Raw genomic sequence first — 13,904 nt, forward strand, 5'->3', positions numbered from 1 at the left:
TTAAGGCGAATCATTCCCGTGTCTTTTCCAGCTGACTCAGTGGGCATTGTTGTCCCACAAAAGTTCCAATTTGAAGAGCCGTTAGAGCTTGAATGCGGTCGCATCCTCCCACGTTTTGAACTGATGGTTGAAACTTATGGCGAACTCAATGCCGATAAGTCCAATGCCATTCTGATTTGTCATGCCCTTTCCGGTCATCACCATGCCGCAGGCTATCATCATGCAGATGATAAAAAAGCCGGCTGGTGGGATTCATGTATTGGCCCCGGCAAAGCCATTGATACTTCAAAATTCTTTGTGGTTTCACTGAATAATATTGGTGGCTGTAGCGGTTCTACCGGCCCAATCTCGCCAAACCCTGAAAATGACAACCGTCCTTATGGCCCGGATTTCCCACTGGTTACGGTCCGCGATTGGGTCAAAACCCAAGCCCTGCTCTCTGATCGTTTAGGGATTGATACTTGGGATGCCATCATTGGTGGTTCACTGGGTGGCATGCAGGCATTGCAATGGTCAGTGGATTATCCAAACCGTTTAAGAAAATGCGTGATTATTGCCAGCGCGCCAAAGCTTTCAGCACAAAATATTGCCTTTAACGAAGTGGCACGTCAGTCGATTTTGTCAGACCCAGATTTCCATAATGGCCGTTATCTGGAAAATGACAGCTATCCTAAACGTGGCCTGATTCTGGCACGTATGGTCGGCCATATTACCTACCTGTCCGAAGAAGCCATGAAGCAGAAGTTTGGCCGCGATTTGAAATCAGGCAAATTTATGTATGGTTTCGATGTTGAATTTCAGGTCGAAAGCTATTTGCGTTATCAGGGTGAACAGTTCAGCCGTAACTTCGATGCTAATACCTATCTGATTATGACCAAAGCGCTGGATTACTTTGATCCATCGCGTGAATATGAACAGTCGCTCAAAAAAGCCATGGCCAATACTCAGTGTAAATTCTTGGTGGTGTCATTCACCACTGACTGGCGTTTTACCCCTGCCCGCTCACAGGAAATCGTGGATGCCTTGATCAGCAACCACAAACCTGTCAGCTATCTGGATATTGATGCCGAGCAGGGTCATGATTCCTTCCTGTTTCCTATTCCGCTCTATGTAAAATCTTTGCGTGCATTCTTGGGGGGTGAAGAACACCTGAAAGCAACACCAAAGGAGGCAGTATAATGCGTATCGATCAACAACTCGCTGAAAAGTGGATTAAGCCCGGTTCTAGCGTACTTGACCTCGGTTGTGGCGATGGTGAACTGCTGGCACAAATGAGCAAAAAGCACGATATTCGTGCATACGGATTAGAAATTGATCAGGAAAAGATTGCAATTGCAGTCAGTCGCGGGTTAAATATCATCCAGCAGGACTTAAACCTCGGCTTAAGCCGCTTTGCTGACCAGTCTTTTGACAATGTGGTCATGGCACAAGCTTTGCAGGCTGTAGATGCACCTGACGTATTATTGCGTGATATGGTGCGTGTGGGGAAACAGGCCATTATTACCTTTCCGAACTTTGCGCATTGGAAGACCCGTTCTTTCTTGGCAATCAAAGGGAGAATGCCGGTTTCTGAAGCCTTGCCGTATATGTGGTATAACACCCCGAATATCCACTTATGTACATTTCGTGATTTTGAAGCACTTTGTGCGGAAAATAATATCAAAATTATTAATCGACTCGCTGTGAACGGGAATCAAGAAGATAGTTTGCTAAGCAAGCATCTCCCTAATCTATTTGGTGAAGTCGCAATTTATCGAGTGAGCGCGCTATGAAAAAATTATTATTAAGTACGACGCTACTGGCGGGACTTTTTGGCATGCAAGCCCATGCAGATTATGTTGCACCGAGTCCTTCTATTGCCAGTCAAGCGGCTCAGTATTCCATCATGGATATCAATAGTCTGACCAAAGCGGCGAAAGCCGGTCAGGCTGGTGCACAGTTTTATCTGGCCACCAAATACCAGTATGGTAAAGATATACAAAAAGATGAACGACAGGCCTTTGCCTGGTATAAAGCTGCTGCGGATCAAGGTCTGGCAGTTGCACAGCTGAATGTAGGCCGTATGCTGGCAGATGGTATTGGCACCAAGAAAGATGAAACACTGGCTCGCCAGTACTTTGAAAAAGCGGCCAGCCGCGGTGATAACCGTGCCAGCTTTAACCTGGCAATGATGGAAGAGAAAAAGAAAAACTATATGGGTGCTTACCAGTGGTATGAACTGTCTACCCGTGATGGCATGCTCGACAATAAGGTAATTACGCTATCGGAAGGCAGAAAAACTGCCTTAGCGGCCAACCTGACCCAAGAGCAGATCCGTCAGGCGCGTGACCGTGCCGACAGATGGATTCAGGCACAATAAGCTGAATGGTATAAATAGCACCTTCGGGTGCTTTTTTATTGCCGCAAATTCTTCATCAATTGCTAAAATAGCGCCCATTCTTTATCTAATAATGAGTTTTTGACATGGCTGCAACTGACTGGTTATCCCAAGGCACACTGATATTGGCAAGTAATAACAAAGGTAAAATTGCCGAGTTTGAAAAACTGTTTGCCGAGCTACAACTGCCGGTTGAAGTCGTGGCCCAGGGCAAGTTGAATATCGAAGATGCGATCGAAGATGGTCTAAGCTTTGTCGAAAATGCGATTATTAAGGCTCGCCATGCTTCTAAAATTTCCGGAAAACCTGCTATTGCAGATGATTCAGGCATTTGTGTGCCAGTTCTTGGCGGCGCTCCCGGCATTTACTCGGCTCGTTATTCCGGTAAGCATGGCAACGATGCCGCCAATAATGAAAAACTGCTGGCCGATCTCAAACCCTTACGCCAAGAAGGTGAAGTGATTGAGGGCATGTTTGTTTGCGTACTGGCACTGGTTCAACATGCCGAAGATCCCTTACCGCAAGTCTTTCAGGGTATCTGGCACGGGAAAATTCTGGAAGCTGTGCGTGGTGAAAATGGTTTTGGCTATGACCCGTTGTTCTGGTTACCGGAACTCGGAATTTCCAGTGCAGAAATGAGCAAGGAAGAAAAGAATAAAATCAGTCATCGTGGACAGGCGATGCAGCTGTTTAAGAAGAGTTTGGCGAAGTAAGTTTTTGATCTCCTCCCTTTAGTAAAAGGGAGGTTGGGAGGGATTATTCACCTCTCCCCTTGCGAAACAGCGTTTCTCATCTCCTAAAAGGAGAGGGAATCTATAGTGTAGGCATCAACGCATGCACGATTACCCCATATAAGGCAATCAAGATCGCGCTGGCCAAAGTTCCCGAAGCAATATATTTGGCGGAATGGCCCGTTCCCTGATAATGGGTTTCCAGTGCCACAATATTGGCTGCAGGCGGCAATAAAAAGAACATCAGCAGTACCGCATAGGTCAGCGTCTGCTGTGGAATCGGCAAATAAAAATAAGCTGCGCCACACAGTAAAACAGCAAATAGCCCACGACAAAAAATAAGTTGCAGACTGCGCATTAAATCGAAGCGGCTGATCCGCACATTGCTCAGCCACATTCCCAGCACACACATGCCGCTAAAAGTGACCAGTACTTTATTGGCCTGATACAGTATCTCTATCCAAGGCACTTGCTGCCAATGACTCAAATCCCAAAATGATAATAAAGCTGCTACAGACAGTGCCACCACAGGTGGTGAGAGCAGCACATTCTTTAAAATATAGCCGCTATCTTGTCTGGCTTCACTGACTGCCATCACCGCACAGACATTGCCAAACAAGGAACCACCAATATACAGCGCCACTACAGTACTGGTCGCTTGCGGTCCAAAAACCGCCAGTGCAAAAGGAATCCCCAGCCATGCCCCATTTAAATAACTCAGGCATAAAGCACGTAATTTATTTTTCAGGGTGAAATAAAATAAGGCAAAGAATACACAAGAACAGAAAAAGCTGAAGGCAATTAACCACAAACTGCCCTCTTGGTAAAACACCATATTGTAAATAATCAGTACCGGAATCAGGACCCGTGCCAATAAAGCTGCCAAGAGAGGGCGAACCGGTTTTAAATATTGCACACCCCAATAACCGATCAGAAAAGACAGGAGGGGAAGAATCAAGGCCATGACAATGCTGCTGAGATTTCCATATCAGGCTGTATGCTAGCACAGCATACTTTTCATTGAATTATGAATTTTTTTATATGAGTGATTCATTCCCCTGCTGCCGTGTCGGCAAACTGTCATCAAAGCGTCACCGCGCTGTCATACAAGCCTGCTGAGATAGGTACATAAAATATAGAGGATAAAATAATGGCAGGATTATCAATTTGGCATGTGCTGATTTTTGCAATTGTGGTGATTTTATTGTTCGGCACATCCAAACTTAAAAATTTGGGTAAAGACGTCGGCGGCGCGATTAAAGACTTTAAAAAATCAGTCAAAGATGAAGAGGCAGAACAAGCTCAGCTTGCAGAGCCGCGCACCATTGATGCCCAGGTCAAAACTCCTGAACATTCGGTTAAAAGTTAAGAGTTCGCTATGCTCAATATCGGAATGACCGAGCTGCTGATTTTCGGGATTATTGCGCTTTTGGTTCTTGGGCCAGATAAGCTTCCGGAAGCAGTACGTTTTGTCGGAACATGGTACGGCAAGATCAAGCGTATGGTGAGCAATGTTCAGAATGATCTTGATCGTGAATTGCGCCTGTCCGAGCTACGTGAACAGATGCAGGCTGAAATGCAACGGATTCAGGAACTGGAAGCCAAGATGCAGGCACAAGTGGCTGATTTGCAGCAGCCGATTGCAGCTGATCAATTAAAAATAAAATCTCAGTCTGCTCAGCCCTTGCTCAGCTATCAGCCGGTGCAACAGCCCGTATCCTCCGTGTATTTACCTAAGCCTACAGCAATTCAAACCGTGATTTCCGAACAACGCTATACAGAAATGAAGGTGGCCGTATGACATCCTTGCCGACCACACCAGCCTCCAATGATGCTGCAGCACTGAACCTCGAACAGATGCCGATTACCCAGCATTTGATCATCTTAAGAAAGCATCTGTTTAAAGTGGTTGCGGTCCTGATTGGCCTGTTTTTCTGCTTATTGCCCTTTGCCAATCAGACTTACCAGTGGTTGTCTGAACCCTTACGGGCACAGCTACCTGCCAGCTCAACCATGATTGCCACAGATGTCACTGCAACCTTCATGGCACCTTTTAAACTGAACTTCTTTGTCGCGCTGATGATCGCGATGCCGTTCATCCTGTATCAGCTCTGGACCTTTATTAAGCCTGCGCTGTATGCCAAGGAAAAGAGCCTGGCCTTGCCGCTTCTGATCGGCAGTATCGTACTTTTTTATACCGGCATCAGCTTTGCCTACTTTGTGGCATTGCCCTCGATTCTGCATTTTTTTATCAGTGTTTCGCCTGAAACTGTAGCCCCGATGACCGACATCAACAGTTATCTTAGCTTCTGTTTAAAGCTGTTTCTGGTCTTTGGTTTTACTTTTGAGATTCCCATTATTACCCTGGTTCTGATCTTGATTGGTGCAGTTTCGACACAGACTCTGATCGAGAAACGGCGCTTTATTATTGTGGGTTGCTTCTTTGTGGCAATGTTCGTCACACCTCCGGATGCCCTGTCGATGATCATGCTGGCTGTCCCGATGTGGCTGCTGTTTGAACTGGGTTTACTGGCAGGGAAACTGATTGAAAAACGTCGGTTAAAGACTGAATAACAATAACTATCCAAAACAACAAAAATATCGACTTACTCAGGCAGCTCTGGCTGTCTTTTTGTTTCTTAAATTTTAATAAAATACTGATTTATTTAACTTTAATGAAATATTTTCTTAAGATTACTGTCATATCCCAAGCTTAAGGTATTGAAAACTTCTACACCACCAAGCACTTATTTTTTAATTGGGACTTTAAAATGAAAAATGAAGACATGATACCTTGCCAGGATCTGGTTGAAGACAGTAACAACTCAAATAACACGCACTTCCAAACGATTCTGGATCAATATACTAGCCGCCGCAGCTTTATTGCGAAAACTACAAGTGGGGCAATGGCATTAGCATTTGCAGCAACAGTAAGTGGCTGTTCAGATGATGATAATGATTCTGGTACTCCTGACGGTAATCCAACTACACCACCAGACACCACTAGCCCAGATCAACATGCATGGAGTGATCTAAAAGCACGTCCGAATAAATTAGCCTTTGAGCCGGTTCGCAAGAATACCCAAAACTTCTTTAGTGTTCCCGAAGGTTATGAGCTTAAAGTATTGTATGCAGTAGGCGATCCAATCAACCCTGCGTATCCAGAAAAGACCGATGCAACCTTAGCTTCTGGTGCTTCTTACCAGTTCCGTTCAGGCGATAACCATGATGGTATGAGCTTCTTCGGTATGCATCCAACCAACAAAAATTATGCTGCCAAAGAATCAACACAAGGTTTACTTGTTTTAAACCACGAATATCTACAACAATCTCAGCTCCATACACCAGAAGGTACAATTACCATCGATGGTGTACGTCCAGAAGATCAGGTACTCCGTGAAGTGAATGCGCATGGTGTTTCTGTTATTGAGATCAGCAAAGATGCAAATACACAAGACGTTAAAATCAACTTAAATTCTAATTTTAACCGTCGTATCACTGCAGCAACCGAGATGGAAATTAATGGGCCAGCGCGTGGTTCTGACTTAGTCAAAACTATTTTCTCACCAGATGGGACGTTAACTCGCGGTACCTTTGCCAATTGTGGTAATGGTTATACGCCATGGGGAACTTACTTAACGGCTGAAGAAAACTGGAGTGGTTATTTCGCTCGTCAAGCCAATGACACCCGCGCTATTGCAAAAGAAGAAATTTCATTATCACGTTATGGTCGTGGTGGTACTGATGCCCGTTCATCTCAATACCGCTGGAATACCCCTGTTGCTGAATTAACCGGTGATAAAGGACTTTATGATCGTTGGGATATTTCAGTTAAAGGCACAAATGCTTTAGCAGATTATCGTAATGTCATGAATACGTGTGGCTTCATTGTAGAGATTGATCCATTTAGCGCGACTACACGTCCAGTTAAACGTACTGCACTGGGTCGTTTTGCACACGAGGACTGCCGATGTAGTAATCCTATTCCGGGTCAGCCATTAGCTTTCTATATGGGTGATGACGCGACCGGCGAATATATCTATAAATTTGTTTCTGAAGCAGTCTGGGATCCAAAAGACATTAATGGTGGTTATACCGCTGGTGATAAATACATGGATAAAGGGACATTATATGTCGCTAAATTCAATGATGACGGTACAGGTGAATGGCTAGAACTGACTCATGGCAAAAATGGTTTAACTGCTGCCAATGAAATCTATCCGTTTGCAGGCCAAGATGACATCGTCATCAATGCCCGTCTTGCTGCTGACCATGTAGGTGCGACCAAAATGGACCGTCCAGAATGGGTTGCCGTGAATCCTGAAAATGGCGAAGTGTATGTAACCTTAACCAACAACAGCAACCGTGGTCGTGCATATGAAACTGATGCTGCCAACCCACGTAGCTACATCGACTTTAAAGGTTCAAGCGCCAGCAATTCAGGCAATATGAATGGTCATATCATTCGTTTCAGTGAAGCTAAAAATACAGTGACAGCGACAAGTTTTGCTTGGGATATTTTCCTGTTCGGTGCAGAAGCACGTGCTGCTTCTAACATCAACCTGTCAGGTCTGGATGATTTAAATGACTTCTCCAGCCCGGACGGCATGTGGTTCGATCCGCGCGGGATTCTGTGGATTCAGACCGATGATGGTCAGTACACCGATGAAACCAACTGTATGATGCTGGCAGCACTTCCGGGTACTGTGGGTGATGGTGCTAAAGTGATTGCCGCCAGTACCAAGGCAGAAGGACAGGAAACCTTTGTTGGTGCCAAACTCAGTAATGATCGTGTTCGTCGCTTTTTGACTGGTCCATCGGGTTGTGAAATTACCGGCGTGACTATTACCCCGGACTACAAAGCGATCTTTGTCAACGTTCAGCATCCAGGGGGTGCATGGCCAGCCAACCAAAGCGAGCGTTATAGCCGTTTAGGCAAAGTACCTCGCTCTGCGACTGTGGTCATTACCCGTAAAGATGGCGGTGCCATTGCGGGTGAAGCTTTGGAACAAGCGACCGTATAAAAAGCTGTTATTCAAAAATGCCGACATCTGTCGGCATTTTTTATATCCGGTGATTATTTCAGGCTAATTATTTTCTCAATAGTTTGACCTGCGGTCGCACCTTGTTGTGACTTCTCGATCCAGTGCCATCGTCCCTGCTGCATTCTCAAAAAATTGGAGCATCGGGTGCCATAGGCCGGACTCTGAATAAAAGTCGAAGACAGCAGCTGTTCCATTTCCACGGAGATGCCGGTATCTGGCAGAAGTTCAGGAATCACCTTACGTTCATCTTCCAGAATATCCCAGACTGCATGACACAAATCTGCTTCTGCGATCTCCTGGTGTTGCAGCATCGATAAAAATTCCTGGGTAAAGCGTTTACGTAAATGTCGGGTCTTGTACCAGTCTTCACTCATCAGGCCATTCGAAACCACATAGACGCCATGCGCCAGTACTTGTGTTGCTTCACCGCGATTGCTCATATACACCGCCTGATCTTGATCGCCGATAAACAGGTTAAAGCCGGCATAGTCACACTGGCGTTGTTCCAGATCTTGAGCAAAACGAATCGGCGTTAAGTCAGAATCTAAAAAGTTCTGGATGATATGTCCACGTGAAGTCGGATAATGCCCTTTGTCCTGCCCATCACGAAAATTGGTAATCACCGCCCAGCGACCAGAAGCCGTAATCCCCATCCAGGTACCGCCCGACTGTAAATCTTGCCCGGCAATTATCGGACTATTCTCCCATTCATGCAGCTCCTGCGTAGGACGCTGATAGAACTCATCCCGATTTGAAATCAGACATAATGAGCTCTGATCCAGAACCCGCCAAGCCAATGCCACGATACACATAATTTACGCTCTCGATCTTTACACATTGAATGTACAACATTTTTCTTTGCTTTAAGCTAAAATCTGTGCAAAACAGAATCACAAGGAACAGGAATGCTCACCTATCCCAATATTGATCCCGTCGCGATTTCGCTCGGGCCCTTACAAGTCCACTGGTATGGACTGATGTACTTACTGGCATTTTTATTTGCCTGGGGATTGGCGACGTTTCGCGCCAAACAACGTGGCTGGACACCGGATATGGTGTCTGACCTGATTTTCTTCGGTGCACTCGGTGTGATCATCGGTGGCCGTGTCGGTTATGTCTTCTTCTACGGTTTTTCTCAGTTCCTGGCCGATCCTTTATGGCTGTTCCAGATCTGGACCGGCGGTATGAGTTTCCATGGCGGTTTCCTCGGGGTCATTCTGGCCATGTTGTGGTGGTGCAAGAAATATAAGATGACCTGGTTCCAGACTCTGGATTTTATCGCACCTTGCGTACCGACAGGCTTGATGTTTGGCCGAATTGGTAACTTTATTGGTGGCGAACTGTATGGCCGTCAGGTCACCGACCCAAACTTTGCCTGGGGCATGATCTTTCCGACCGATCCGCTGCAACTGGTTCGTCATCCATCTCAACTCTATCAGGCACTATGTGAAGGCCTGATCCTGTTTATTATACTGTGGTGGTTCAGCTCCAAGCCACGTCCACGTATGGCAGTTTCTGCGCTGTTCCTGATCGGTTATGGCTTGGCACGTTTTGTGGTTGAATTCTTCCGTGAGCCGGACAATGGCCAACTGTTTATTGGCTGGATGAGCAAAGGACAATTCCTGAGCCTACCAATGATCCTGATTGGCTTGTGGATGATGTGGTATGCCTATCAGAAGAAAATATATGACTGGGGTCCACAAAAAAATAGCTGAGAAAATAGCTTAATTGAGCGAGGCAAAGGCCTCGCTTTTTTATACTCAAAATATGCTAAAGTGCCAATTATCTCTTCTATTCTTTCATCATTATGCTTGAGTTCTGGTTTAATCCGCAGGTATCTGTTCTCAAAAAACTGTTGATCTTTATTGTGATTGCAGCGACAGCTGCAGGCTTGTACTGGATGCAACCACTGCCCTTAGATTCGATTTTGATGTTTGTCGGGACCGGCATCATTTTTCTGATCTGCCGTTACTGCAAAATCCACTTTGCCAGCAAAAACCCGACCGGTTTGCTGTATAGATTACTGACCTGGATTCCAATTGCCTTATTGATTGCTTTAGTTTTTATGAATATGCAACAGGGCGAAATCCTGATTCCGGGTGCACAAGGCATTGCATTTATGGCACTGGCGATTTGCCTGTTTTCTCCACTATCCCTGCTCAATCAGAACAAATCAGATGAGGGTTCACCCCGTGCTTGAGTTCTGGTATTCGGAACGCTGTACCCGTCAAATCAAACTCATCGTCATCATCGCGACCTGTATTTTGATTTATGCAGCATCGACTGTGGTCCAGTTAAGTCCGGTATTTGTTGGGGTGAGTTTAGCGATTGGAATTGTCGTGCATTTACTGCACCATTTCCGCCTAAAAATCTCAAAATCCAATCCCTATGCAAATGGCTTTAGCGCCTTGAGCCGGGTGATTCCCATCATTGCCTTAATTACCCTGTTTGGCTATTTACCAGAACAGCACCAGCAATGGGGCAAATTTGCCTTGGGTCTGCAATGTCTGGGCTTTGCCGCGATTGGATTTTTTATCGTTTCAATCTATGAAAGCCGTGCGAAGCGTTTTGAGGACTGATCACTTCGCAGTATTTTCTTAGAAGTAAGTTTCCAGACGATAATAACTATAAGTCACGTTTTTATTGCGATAAACCGCATGATCTCGCTGTTTAAAATCTGATACCCAGGCACTACCTGAATAAGCCGCGATATGTCCATATTTATGTCCCTGAGTACGGTCAATAATATAGATATCTCCTTTTTTCGGACGATCAAAAGAAGCATTAATTTTCTTATAACCCAGCTGCATCAGGGTACTTCCCCAATCTGCCGCTGCAACCGGATGATTCACAATTTTTGCACCAGAGGATTGTAGACCGACACGAATACTGCGCGCACATTTCTGTGTACTGGTATTGCGGGTAATGCCTTGCAGATAACTGGTAAATTTCTCGATATTGATACGATGGCCATTGCTTACGCCTGAAGCGTTACGGACAGTGGCTTTTTGGGATGACTTTTTAGGTCTTTGCTCCGATTGGGAACGCACCATGATATTCGCTTGGACAGGAGCATATACTTCGCTCATGTTTACTTGATGATCATAGATCATGCCTTACCAACCGCTCCTCGCCTGTAATTTAGGCTTTCATATTGTTAACAAGCCGAGAATACTAGTCGTTTAAATGTTATCTTTCACATTAAAAATGTAAATAAATTTGTCTATTTTTGCGGCATTCAAATTAAGCCGTTCTTTCTCATACAGTTACAAAACCCATCATCTTTGCAAAAAAAAATGTAAAGCAAAGCCAACTTCGATCCCTTGCAAAGCTTTTTTAGCCTGAACTATACAAAATGAGTCCTTATCTTTTTCTACTCAAACGTGTGACTTTAAGCTGTAGCTCGGCCATTTTCAGATAACATTTCACCACATGATTACATCATTTTGAGCTTTACCGCCTGTATTACACTGATGCGGCATTTTTAAACCTTGAACTAAACTTTAAATATTGAACTAAACAGAGAAGAAAAATGAGTCAGACTTTAAGTACCGTTTCAAATTTTAATTTAGAACAATATTTAAGTACCTGGTATGACATTGCACACTTGCCGATGAAGCGCCAACCTGAAGACAGCACCGATATTTCTGCGGTATAGAGCTTGAATGAAAATGGCAAGGTGGATGAAGCCATTGCTGAAGCGATCATTGTCGATGCAGAACATGCCAAGCTTGAAATCAGATTTTTACCTGAAGGCTTGCATGGGATCCCGTTTACCAAGGGCGATTATTGGGTCTTAAAAATCGATCCGGATTATCAGACGGCACTGGTGGGCGAGCCGAATAAAGAATATTTATGGTGATTACATCGCGACACCAGTCTGGACGAAGCGACTCAACGCGAATATTTAAGTTATGCAGCACCCTTAGGTTATGATCTGTCTGATCTGATTCATACCGTCCATACTGGCCATAAAACCGCTTAAACCTTTTCTACAACAAGCACCCGCACTGGGTATTTTTTTTTGATTTGGTGCTTGCCGATCTTTTTTGCAGAAGATGCAATATCAGAAATATTAGAAAAAAATGTTATGATGCATTCAATTCAATTTACCCAGCTCGACAGAAAGTGGATTTATCCGAGATAAACTTTTTCTGCTGAAAAAAAAGGTAATTTAAACAAATTTTTAAGAGAGACCTATGCGCCAATATCTTGACCTATTACAACATATCCTCGACAACGGCGGCGATAAAGGCGACCGTACCGGTACAGGTACACGTTCGGTATTTGGTCATCAGATGCGCTTTGATCTTTCCCAAGGTTTTCCTTTACTGACCACCAAAAAAGTTCATTTCCGCTCTATCGTGATCGAACTGTTGTGGTTCCTGAAAGGCGATACCAATGTTCAGTATTTAAAAGACAATAAAGTCTCGATTTGGGATGAATGGGCGACCGCAGAACAAACTGCGCGTTTTGGCCGTCCTGAAGGCGAATTAGGCCCAGTATATGGTCACCAATGGCGTAATTTTGGTGCCAGCAAAAATGCAGACAATAGTTATAATCAGGACGGTTTTGACCAGATCAAATGGTTGATCAATGAAATTAAAACCAATCCAAATTCGCGCCGTCTGATTGTATCTGGCTGGAACCCGAATGAAGCAGGTCAGGTCGCCTTACCCCCTTGCCATACCCTGTTCCAGTTCTTTGTACACAATGGCAAATTGTCTTGCCAGTTGTACCAGCGCAGTGCCGATGTTTTTTTAGGTGTGCCATTTAATATTGCCAGCTATGCTTTATTAACGCATATGATCGCGCAAGTCTGTGATCTGGAGGTTGGTGACTTTGTCTGGACTGGTGGCGATACCCACTTGTACAGCAATCATTTTGAACAGGCACAATTACAGCTCAGCCGTGAGCCACTCGGCCTTTGTCAATTAAAACTAAATCCCGAGATTAAAGACCTGTTCGATTTCAAATTTGAAGATATCGAAATTGTCGGTTATGAATCTCATCCAGGAATTAAAGCCCCTGTCGCTGTTTAATTTTCTTTATTATAAAGTTCCCCCTCCTAGGAGAGGGCTAGGAAGAGGTTTTTTACCACGCGTGAATCGCCACCTCCTTTCAAAATATATTCCTAGCCCTAAAGCATGAAGGCAATCAATATAAATTGTTAACCTCTCCTTCGTACCAGTAAAAAATTACACGAAGGGCTTTGGGTTTGATGAGAAGGATCAATACATGTCATTTCAAGATTTAGAAGTTGTACACGTCGTCGCCATGGATCAGCAGCGTTGTATCGGCAAGGGCAATGATCTACCTTGGCATATCTCTGCCGATCTGAAGCACTTCAAGGAAATCACCCAAGGTGGTGTGGTGGTGATGGGTCGCAAGACACTAGAATCAATGGGACGTACTCTGCCTAAACGGGTGAACTGGGTGATTACCCGTGATCCAGACTGGGCATTTGCAGGCACCAAAGTCGCTTATAGCATTGAAGATGCGTTGAGTCAGGCCCTGACAGATGTGAAGGCTTCAGAAAAACCCGAAACCATTTTCATCATTGGTGGCGGTGAAATCTTTAAACAGACCATGAATATTACAGACCGTCTGGAACTGACCCATGTCGAACTGGATGTACAGGGCGATGCCTATTATCCAGAGATTCCAGCGGAATTTAAAAAGGTCGCCGCCGAGCAACATATCGACGACAAAACCGGCATTGCTTTTGAGTTCGCAACCTACAGAAAATAA

18 protein-coding genes are annotated in these 13,904 nt (G+C 44.8%); 15 read left to right on the forward strand and 3 right to left on the reverse strand.

Annotated features, from left to right (window positions below; all coding sequences use genetic code 11):
- Positions 1–18 precede the first annotated feature (18 nt).
- The 4 genes from metX (at position 19) to rdgB (ending at position 3,090) form a co-directional block, all read left to right on the forward strand.
- Positions 19–1,179 (forward strand): homoserine O-succinyltransferase MetX, encoded by a 1,161-nt coding sequence (gene metX / locus ACTL4S_RS00680; protein WP_071852261.1) that lies wholly within the window; start codon positions 19–21, stop codon positions 1,177–1,179.
- Positions 1,179–1,772: a methionine biosynthesis protein MetW gene (metW, locus tag ACTL4S_RS00685; protein ID WP_004278415.1), complete on the forward strand. Its 594-nt coding sequence runs from the start codon at positions 1,179–1,181 to the stop codon at positions 1,770–1,772. The genes metX and metW overlap by 1 nt, the downstream gene beginning before the upstream one ends.
- Positions 1,769–2,359 (forward strand): tetratricopeptide repeat protein, encoded by a 591-nt coding sequence (locus ACTL4S_RS00690; RefSeq protein WP_138743113.1) that lies wholly within the window; start codon positions 1,769–1,771, stop codon positions 2,357–2,359. Before metW ends, ACTL4S_RS00690 begins: the two co-directional genes overlap by 4 nt.
- Before the next feature lie 104 nt (positions 2,360–2,463).
- Positions 2,464–3,090: an RdgB/HAM1 family non-canonical purine NTP pyrophosphatase gene (gene rdgB / locus ACTL4S_RS00695; RefSeq protein WP_441298546.1), complete on the forward strand. Its 627-nt coding sequence runs from the start codon at positions 2,464–2,466 to the stop codon at positions 3,088–3,090.
- A gap of 100 nt (positions 3,091–3,190) precedes the next feature.
- Here rdgB and ACTL4S_RS00700 read toward each other — a convergent pair whose 3' ends face one another.
- Positions 3,191–4,072 (reverse strand): AEC family transporter, encoded by an 882-nt coding sequence (locus ACTL4S_RS00700; RefSeq protein WP_138743115.1) that lies wholly within the window; start codon positions 4,070–4,072, stop codon positions 3,191–3,193.
- A 186-nt stretch (positions 4,073–4,258) separates the two neighbouring features.
- Here ACTL4S_RS00700 and tatA point away from each other — a divergent pair, with 186 nt between their 5' ends.
- From tatA to ACTL4S_RS00720, 4 genes are all read left to right on the forward strand, one after another.
- Positions 4,259–4,477 carry a Sec-independent protein translocase subunit TatA gene (tatA, locus tag ACTL4S_RS00705; protein WP_005245949.1) on the forward strand — a complete coding sequence of 73 codons (219 nt, stop codon included), beginning with the start codon at positions 4,259–4,261 and terminating at the stop codon, positions 4,475–4,477.
- 9 nt (positions 4,478–4,486) lie between these two features.
- Positions 4,487–4,909 (forward strand): Sec-independent protein translocase protein TatB, encoded by a 423-nt coding sequence (gene tatB / locus ACTL4S_RS00710; protein WP_441298547.1) that lies wholly within the window; start codon positions 4,487–4,489, stop codon positions 4,907–4,909.
- Entirely contained in the window at positions 4,906–5,682 is a 777-nt protein-coding gene (gene tatC, locus ACTL4S_RS00715; RefSeq protein ID WP_004729521.1) for a twin-arginine translocase subunit TatC, read from the forward strand. Before tatB ends, tatC begins: the two co-directional genes overlap by 4 nt.
- Before the next feature lie 197 nt (positions 5,683–5,879).
- A complete protein-coding gene (locus ACTL4S_RS00720; protein WP_180087115.1) occupies positions 5,880–8,132 on the forward strand; it encodes a PhoX family protein in 2,253 nt (750 codons plus the stop codon).
- Positions 8,133–8,185: 53 nt separating this feature from the next.
- Here the strand turns inward: ACTL4S_RS00720 and ACTL4S_RS00725 are convergent, their stop codons facing one another.
- Complete coding sequence (locus tag ACTL4S_RS00725; RefSeq protein ID WP_441298548.1) at positions 8,186–8,965, reverse strand: NRDE family protein; 780 nt, start codon at positions 8,963–8,965, stop codon at positions 8,186–8,188.
- Positions 8,966–9,058: 93 nt separating this feature from the next.
- Here ACTL4S_RS00725 and lgt point away from each other — a divergent pair, with 93 nt between their 5' ends.
- The 3 genes from lgt to ACTL4S_RS00740 all read left to right on the forward strand — a co-directional run bounded on the left by lgt (position 9,059) and on the right by ACTL4S_RS00740 (position 10,732).
- Positions 9,059–9,868: a prolipoprotein diacylglyceryl transferase gene (gene lgt / locus ACTL4S_RS00730; RefSeq protein WP_005250665.1), complete on the forward strand. Its 810-nt coding sequence runs from the start codon at positions 9,059–9,061 to the stop codon at positions 9,866–9,868.
- A 92-nt stretch (positions 9,869–9,960) separates the two neighbouring features.
- Positions 9,961–10,353, forward strand: coding sequence for a hypothetical protein (locus ACTL4S_RS00735; protein WP_138743121.1), 393 nt, complete (start codon positions 9,961–9,963; stop codon positions 10,351–10,353).
- The gene (locus ACTL4S_RS00740) at positions 10,346–10,732 is read left to right on the forward strand and encodes a hypothetical protein (protein WP_441298549.1); all 387 of its coding nucleotides are present in this window, start codon (positions 10,346–10,348) and stop codon (positions 10,730–10,732) included. The genes ACTL4S_RS00735 and ACTL4S_RS00740 overlap by 8 nt, the downstream gene beginning before the upstream one ends.
- Positions 10,733–10,750: 18 nt before the next feature.
- Here the strand turns inward: ACTL4S_RS00740 and ACTL4S_RS00745 are convergent, their stop codons facing one another.
- A complete protein-coding gene (locus tag ACTL4S_RS00745) occupies positions 10,751–11,266 on the reverse strand; it encodes a hypothetical protein (RefSeq protein ID WP_005107935.1) in 516 nt (171 codons plus the stop codon).
- 419 nt (positions 11,267–11,685) lie between these two features.
- Between ACTL4S_RS00745 and ACTL4S_RS00750 the strand changes: the two genes are divergently transcribed.
- From ACTL4S_RS00750 to ACTL4S_RS00765, 4 genes are all read left to right on the forward strand, one after another.
- Complete coding sequence (locus ACTL4S_RS00750; RefSeq protein ID WP_005245940.1) at positions 11,686–11,811, forward strand: lipocalin/fatty acid-binding family protein; 126 nt, start codon at positions 11,686–11,688, stop codon at positions 11,809–11,811.
- A gap of 3 nt (positions 11,812–11,814) precedes the next feature.
- Positions 11,815–12,015 carry a lipocalin family protein gene (locus tag ACTL4S_RS00755; RefSeq protein WP_005250658.1) on the forward strand — a complete coding sequence of 67 codons (201 nt, stop codon included), beginning with the start codon at positions 11,815–11,817 and terminating at the stop codon, positions 12,013–12,015.
- Positions 12,016–12,352: 337 nt separating this feature from the next.
- A complete protein-coding gene (thyA, locus tag ACTL4S_RS00760; protein WP_004278429.1) occupies positions 12,353–13,195 on the forward strand; it encodes a thymidylate synthase in 843 nt (280 codons plus the stop codon).
- Between the two features lie 196 nt (positions 13,196–13,391).
- The gene (locus ACTL4S_RS00765) at positions 13,392–13,904 is read left to right on the forward strand and encodes a dihydrofolate reductase (RefSeq protein WP_005267485.1); all 513 of its coding nucleotides are present in this window, start codon (positions 13,392–13,394) and stop codon (positions 13,902–13,904) included.

It is taken from the genome of Acinetobacter lwoffii (assembly GCF_052078135.1).
GTDB classification, from domain to species: domain Bacteria; phylum Pseudomonadota; class Gammaproteobacteria; order Pseudomonadales; family Moraxellaceae; genus Acinetobacter; species Acinetobacter lwoffii_Z.

Excerpts from the sequence above, each read along its gene's own strand:
- ACTL4S_RS00750 (WP_005245940.1), top strand. The coding sequence starts at position 11,686 with ATGAGTCAGACTTTAAGTACCGTTTCAAATTTTAATTTAGAACAATAT.
- metW (WP_004278415.1), top strand. The coding sequence starts at position 1,179 with ATGCGTATCGATCAACAACTCGCTGAAAAGTGGATTAAGCCCGGTTCT.
- ACTL4S_RS00765 (WP_005267485.1), top strand. The coding sequence starts at position 13,392 with ATGTCATTTCAAGATTTAGAAGTTGTACACGTCGTCGCCATGGATCAG.
- rdgB (WP_441298546.1), top strand. The coding sequence starts at position 2,464 with ATGGCTGCAACTGACTGGTTATCCCAAGGCACACTGATATTGGCAAGT.
- ACTL4S_RS00745 (WP_005107935.1), bottom strand. The coding sequence starts at position 11,266 with ATGATCTATGATCATCAAGTAAACATGAGCGAAGTATATGCTCCTGTC.
- ACTL4S_RS00690 (WP_138743113.1), top strand. The coding sequence starts at position 1,769 with ATGAAAAAATTATTATTAAGTACGACGCTACTGGCGGGACTTTTTGGC.
- lgt (WP_005250665.1), top strand. The coding sequence starts at position 9,059 with ATGCTCACCTATCCCAATATTGATCCCGTCGCGATTTCGCTCGGGCCC.
- thyA (WP_004278429.1), top strand. The coding sequence starts at position 12,353 with ATGCGCCAATATCTTGACCTATTACAACATATCCTCGACAACGGCGGC.
- ACTL4S_RS00735 (WP_138743121.1), top strand. The coding sequence starts at position 9,961 with ATGCTTGAGTTCTGGTTTAATCCGCAGGTATCTGTTCTCAAAAAACTG.
- ACTL4S_RS00700 (WP_138743115.1), bottom strand. The coding sequence starts at position 4,072 with ATGGCCTTGATTCTTCCCCTCCTGTCTTTTCTGATCGGTTATTGGGGT.
- tatA (WP_005245949.1), top strand. The coding sequence starts at position 4,259 with ATGGCAGGATTATCAATTTGGCATGTGCTGATTTTTGCAATTGTGGTG.
- ACTL4S_RS00720 (WP_180087115.1), top strand. The coding sequence starts at position 5,880 with ATGAAAAATGAAGACATGATACCTTGCCAGGATCTGGTTGAAGACAGT.
- tatC (WP_004729521.1), top strand. The coding sequence starts at position 4,906 with ATGACATCCTTGCCGACCACACCAGCCTCCAATGATGCTGCAGCACTG.
- tatB (WP_441298547.1), top strand. The coding sequence starts at position 4,487 with ATGCTCAATATCGGAATGACCGAGCTGCTGATTTTCGGGATTATTGCG.
- ACTL4S_RS00725 (WP_441298548.1), bottom strand. The coding sequence starts at position 8,965 with ATGTGTATCGTGGCATTGGCTTGGCGGGTTCTGGATCAGAGCTCATTA.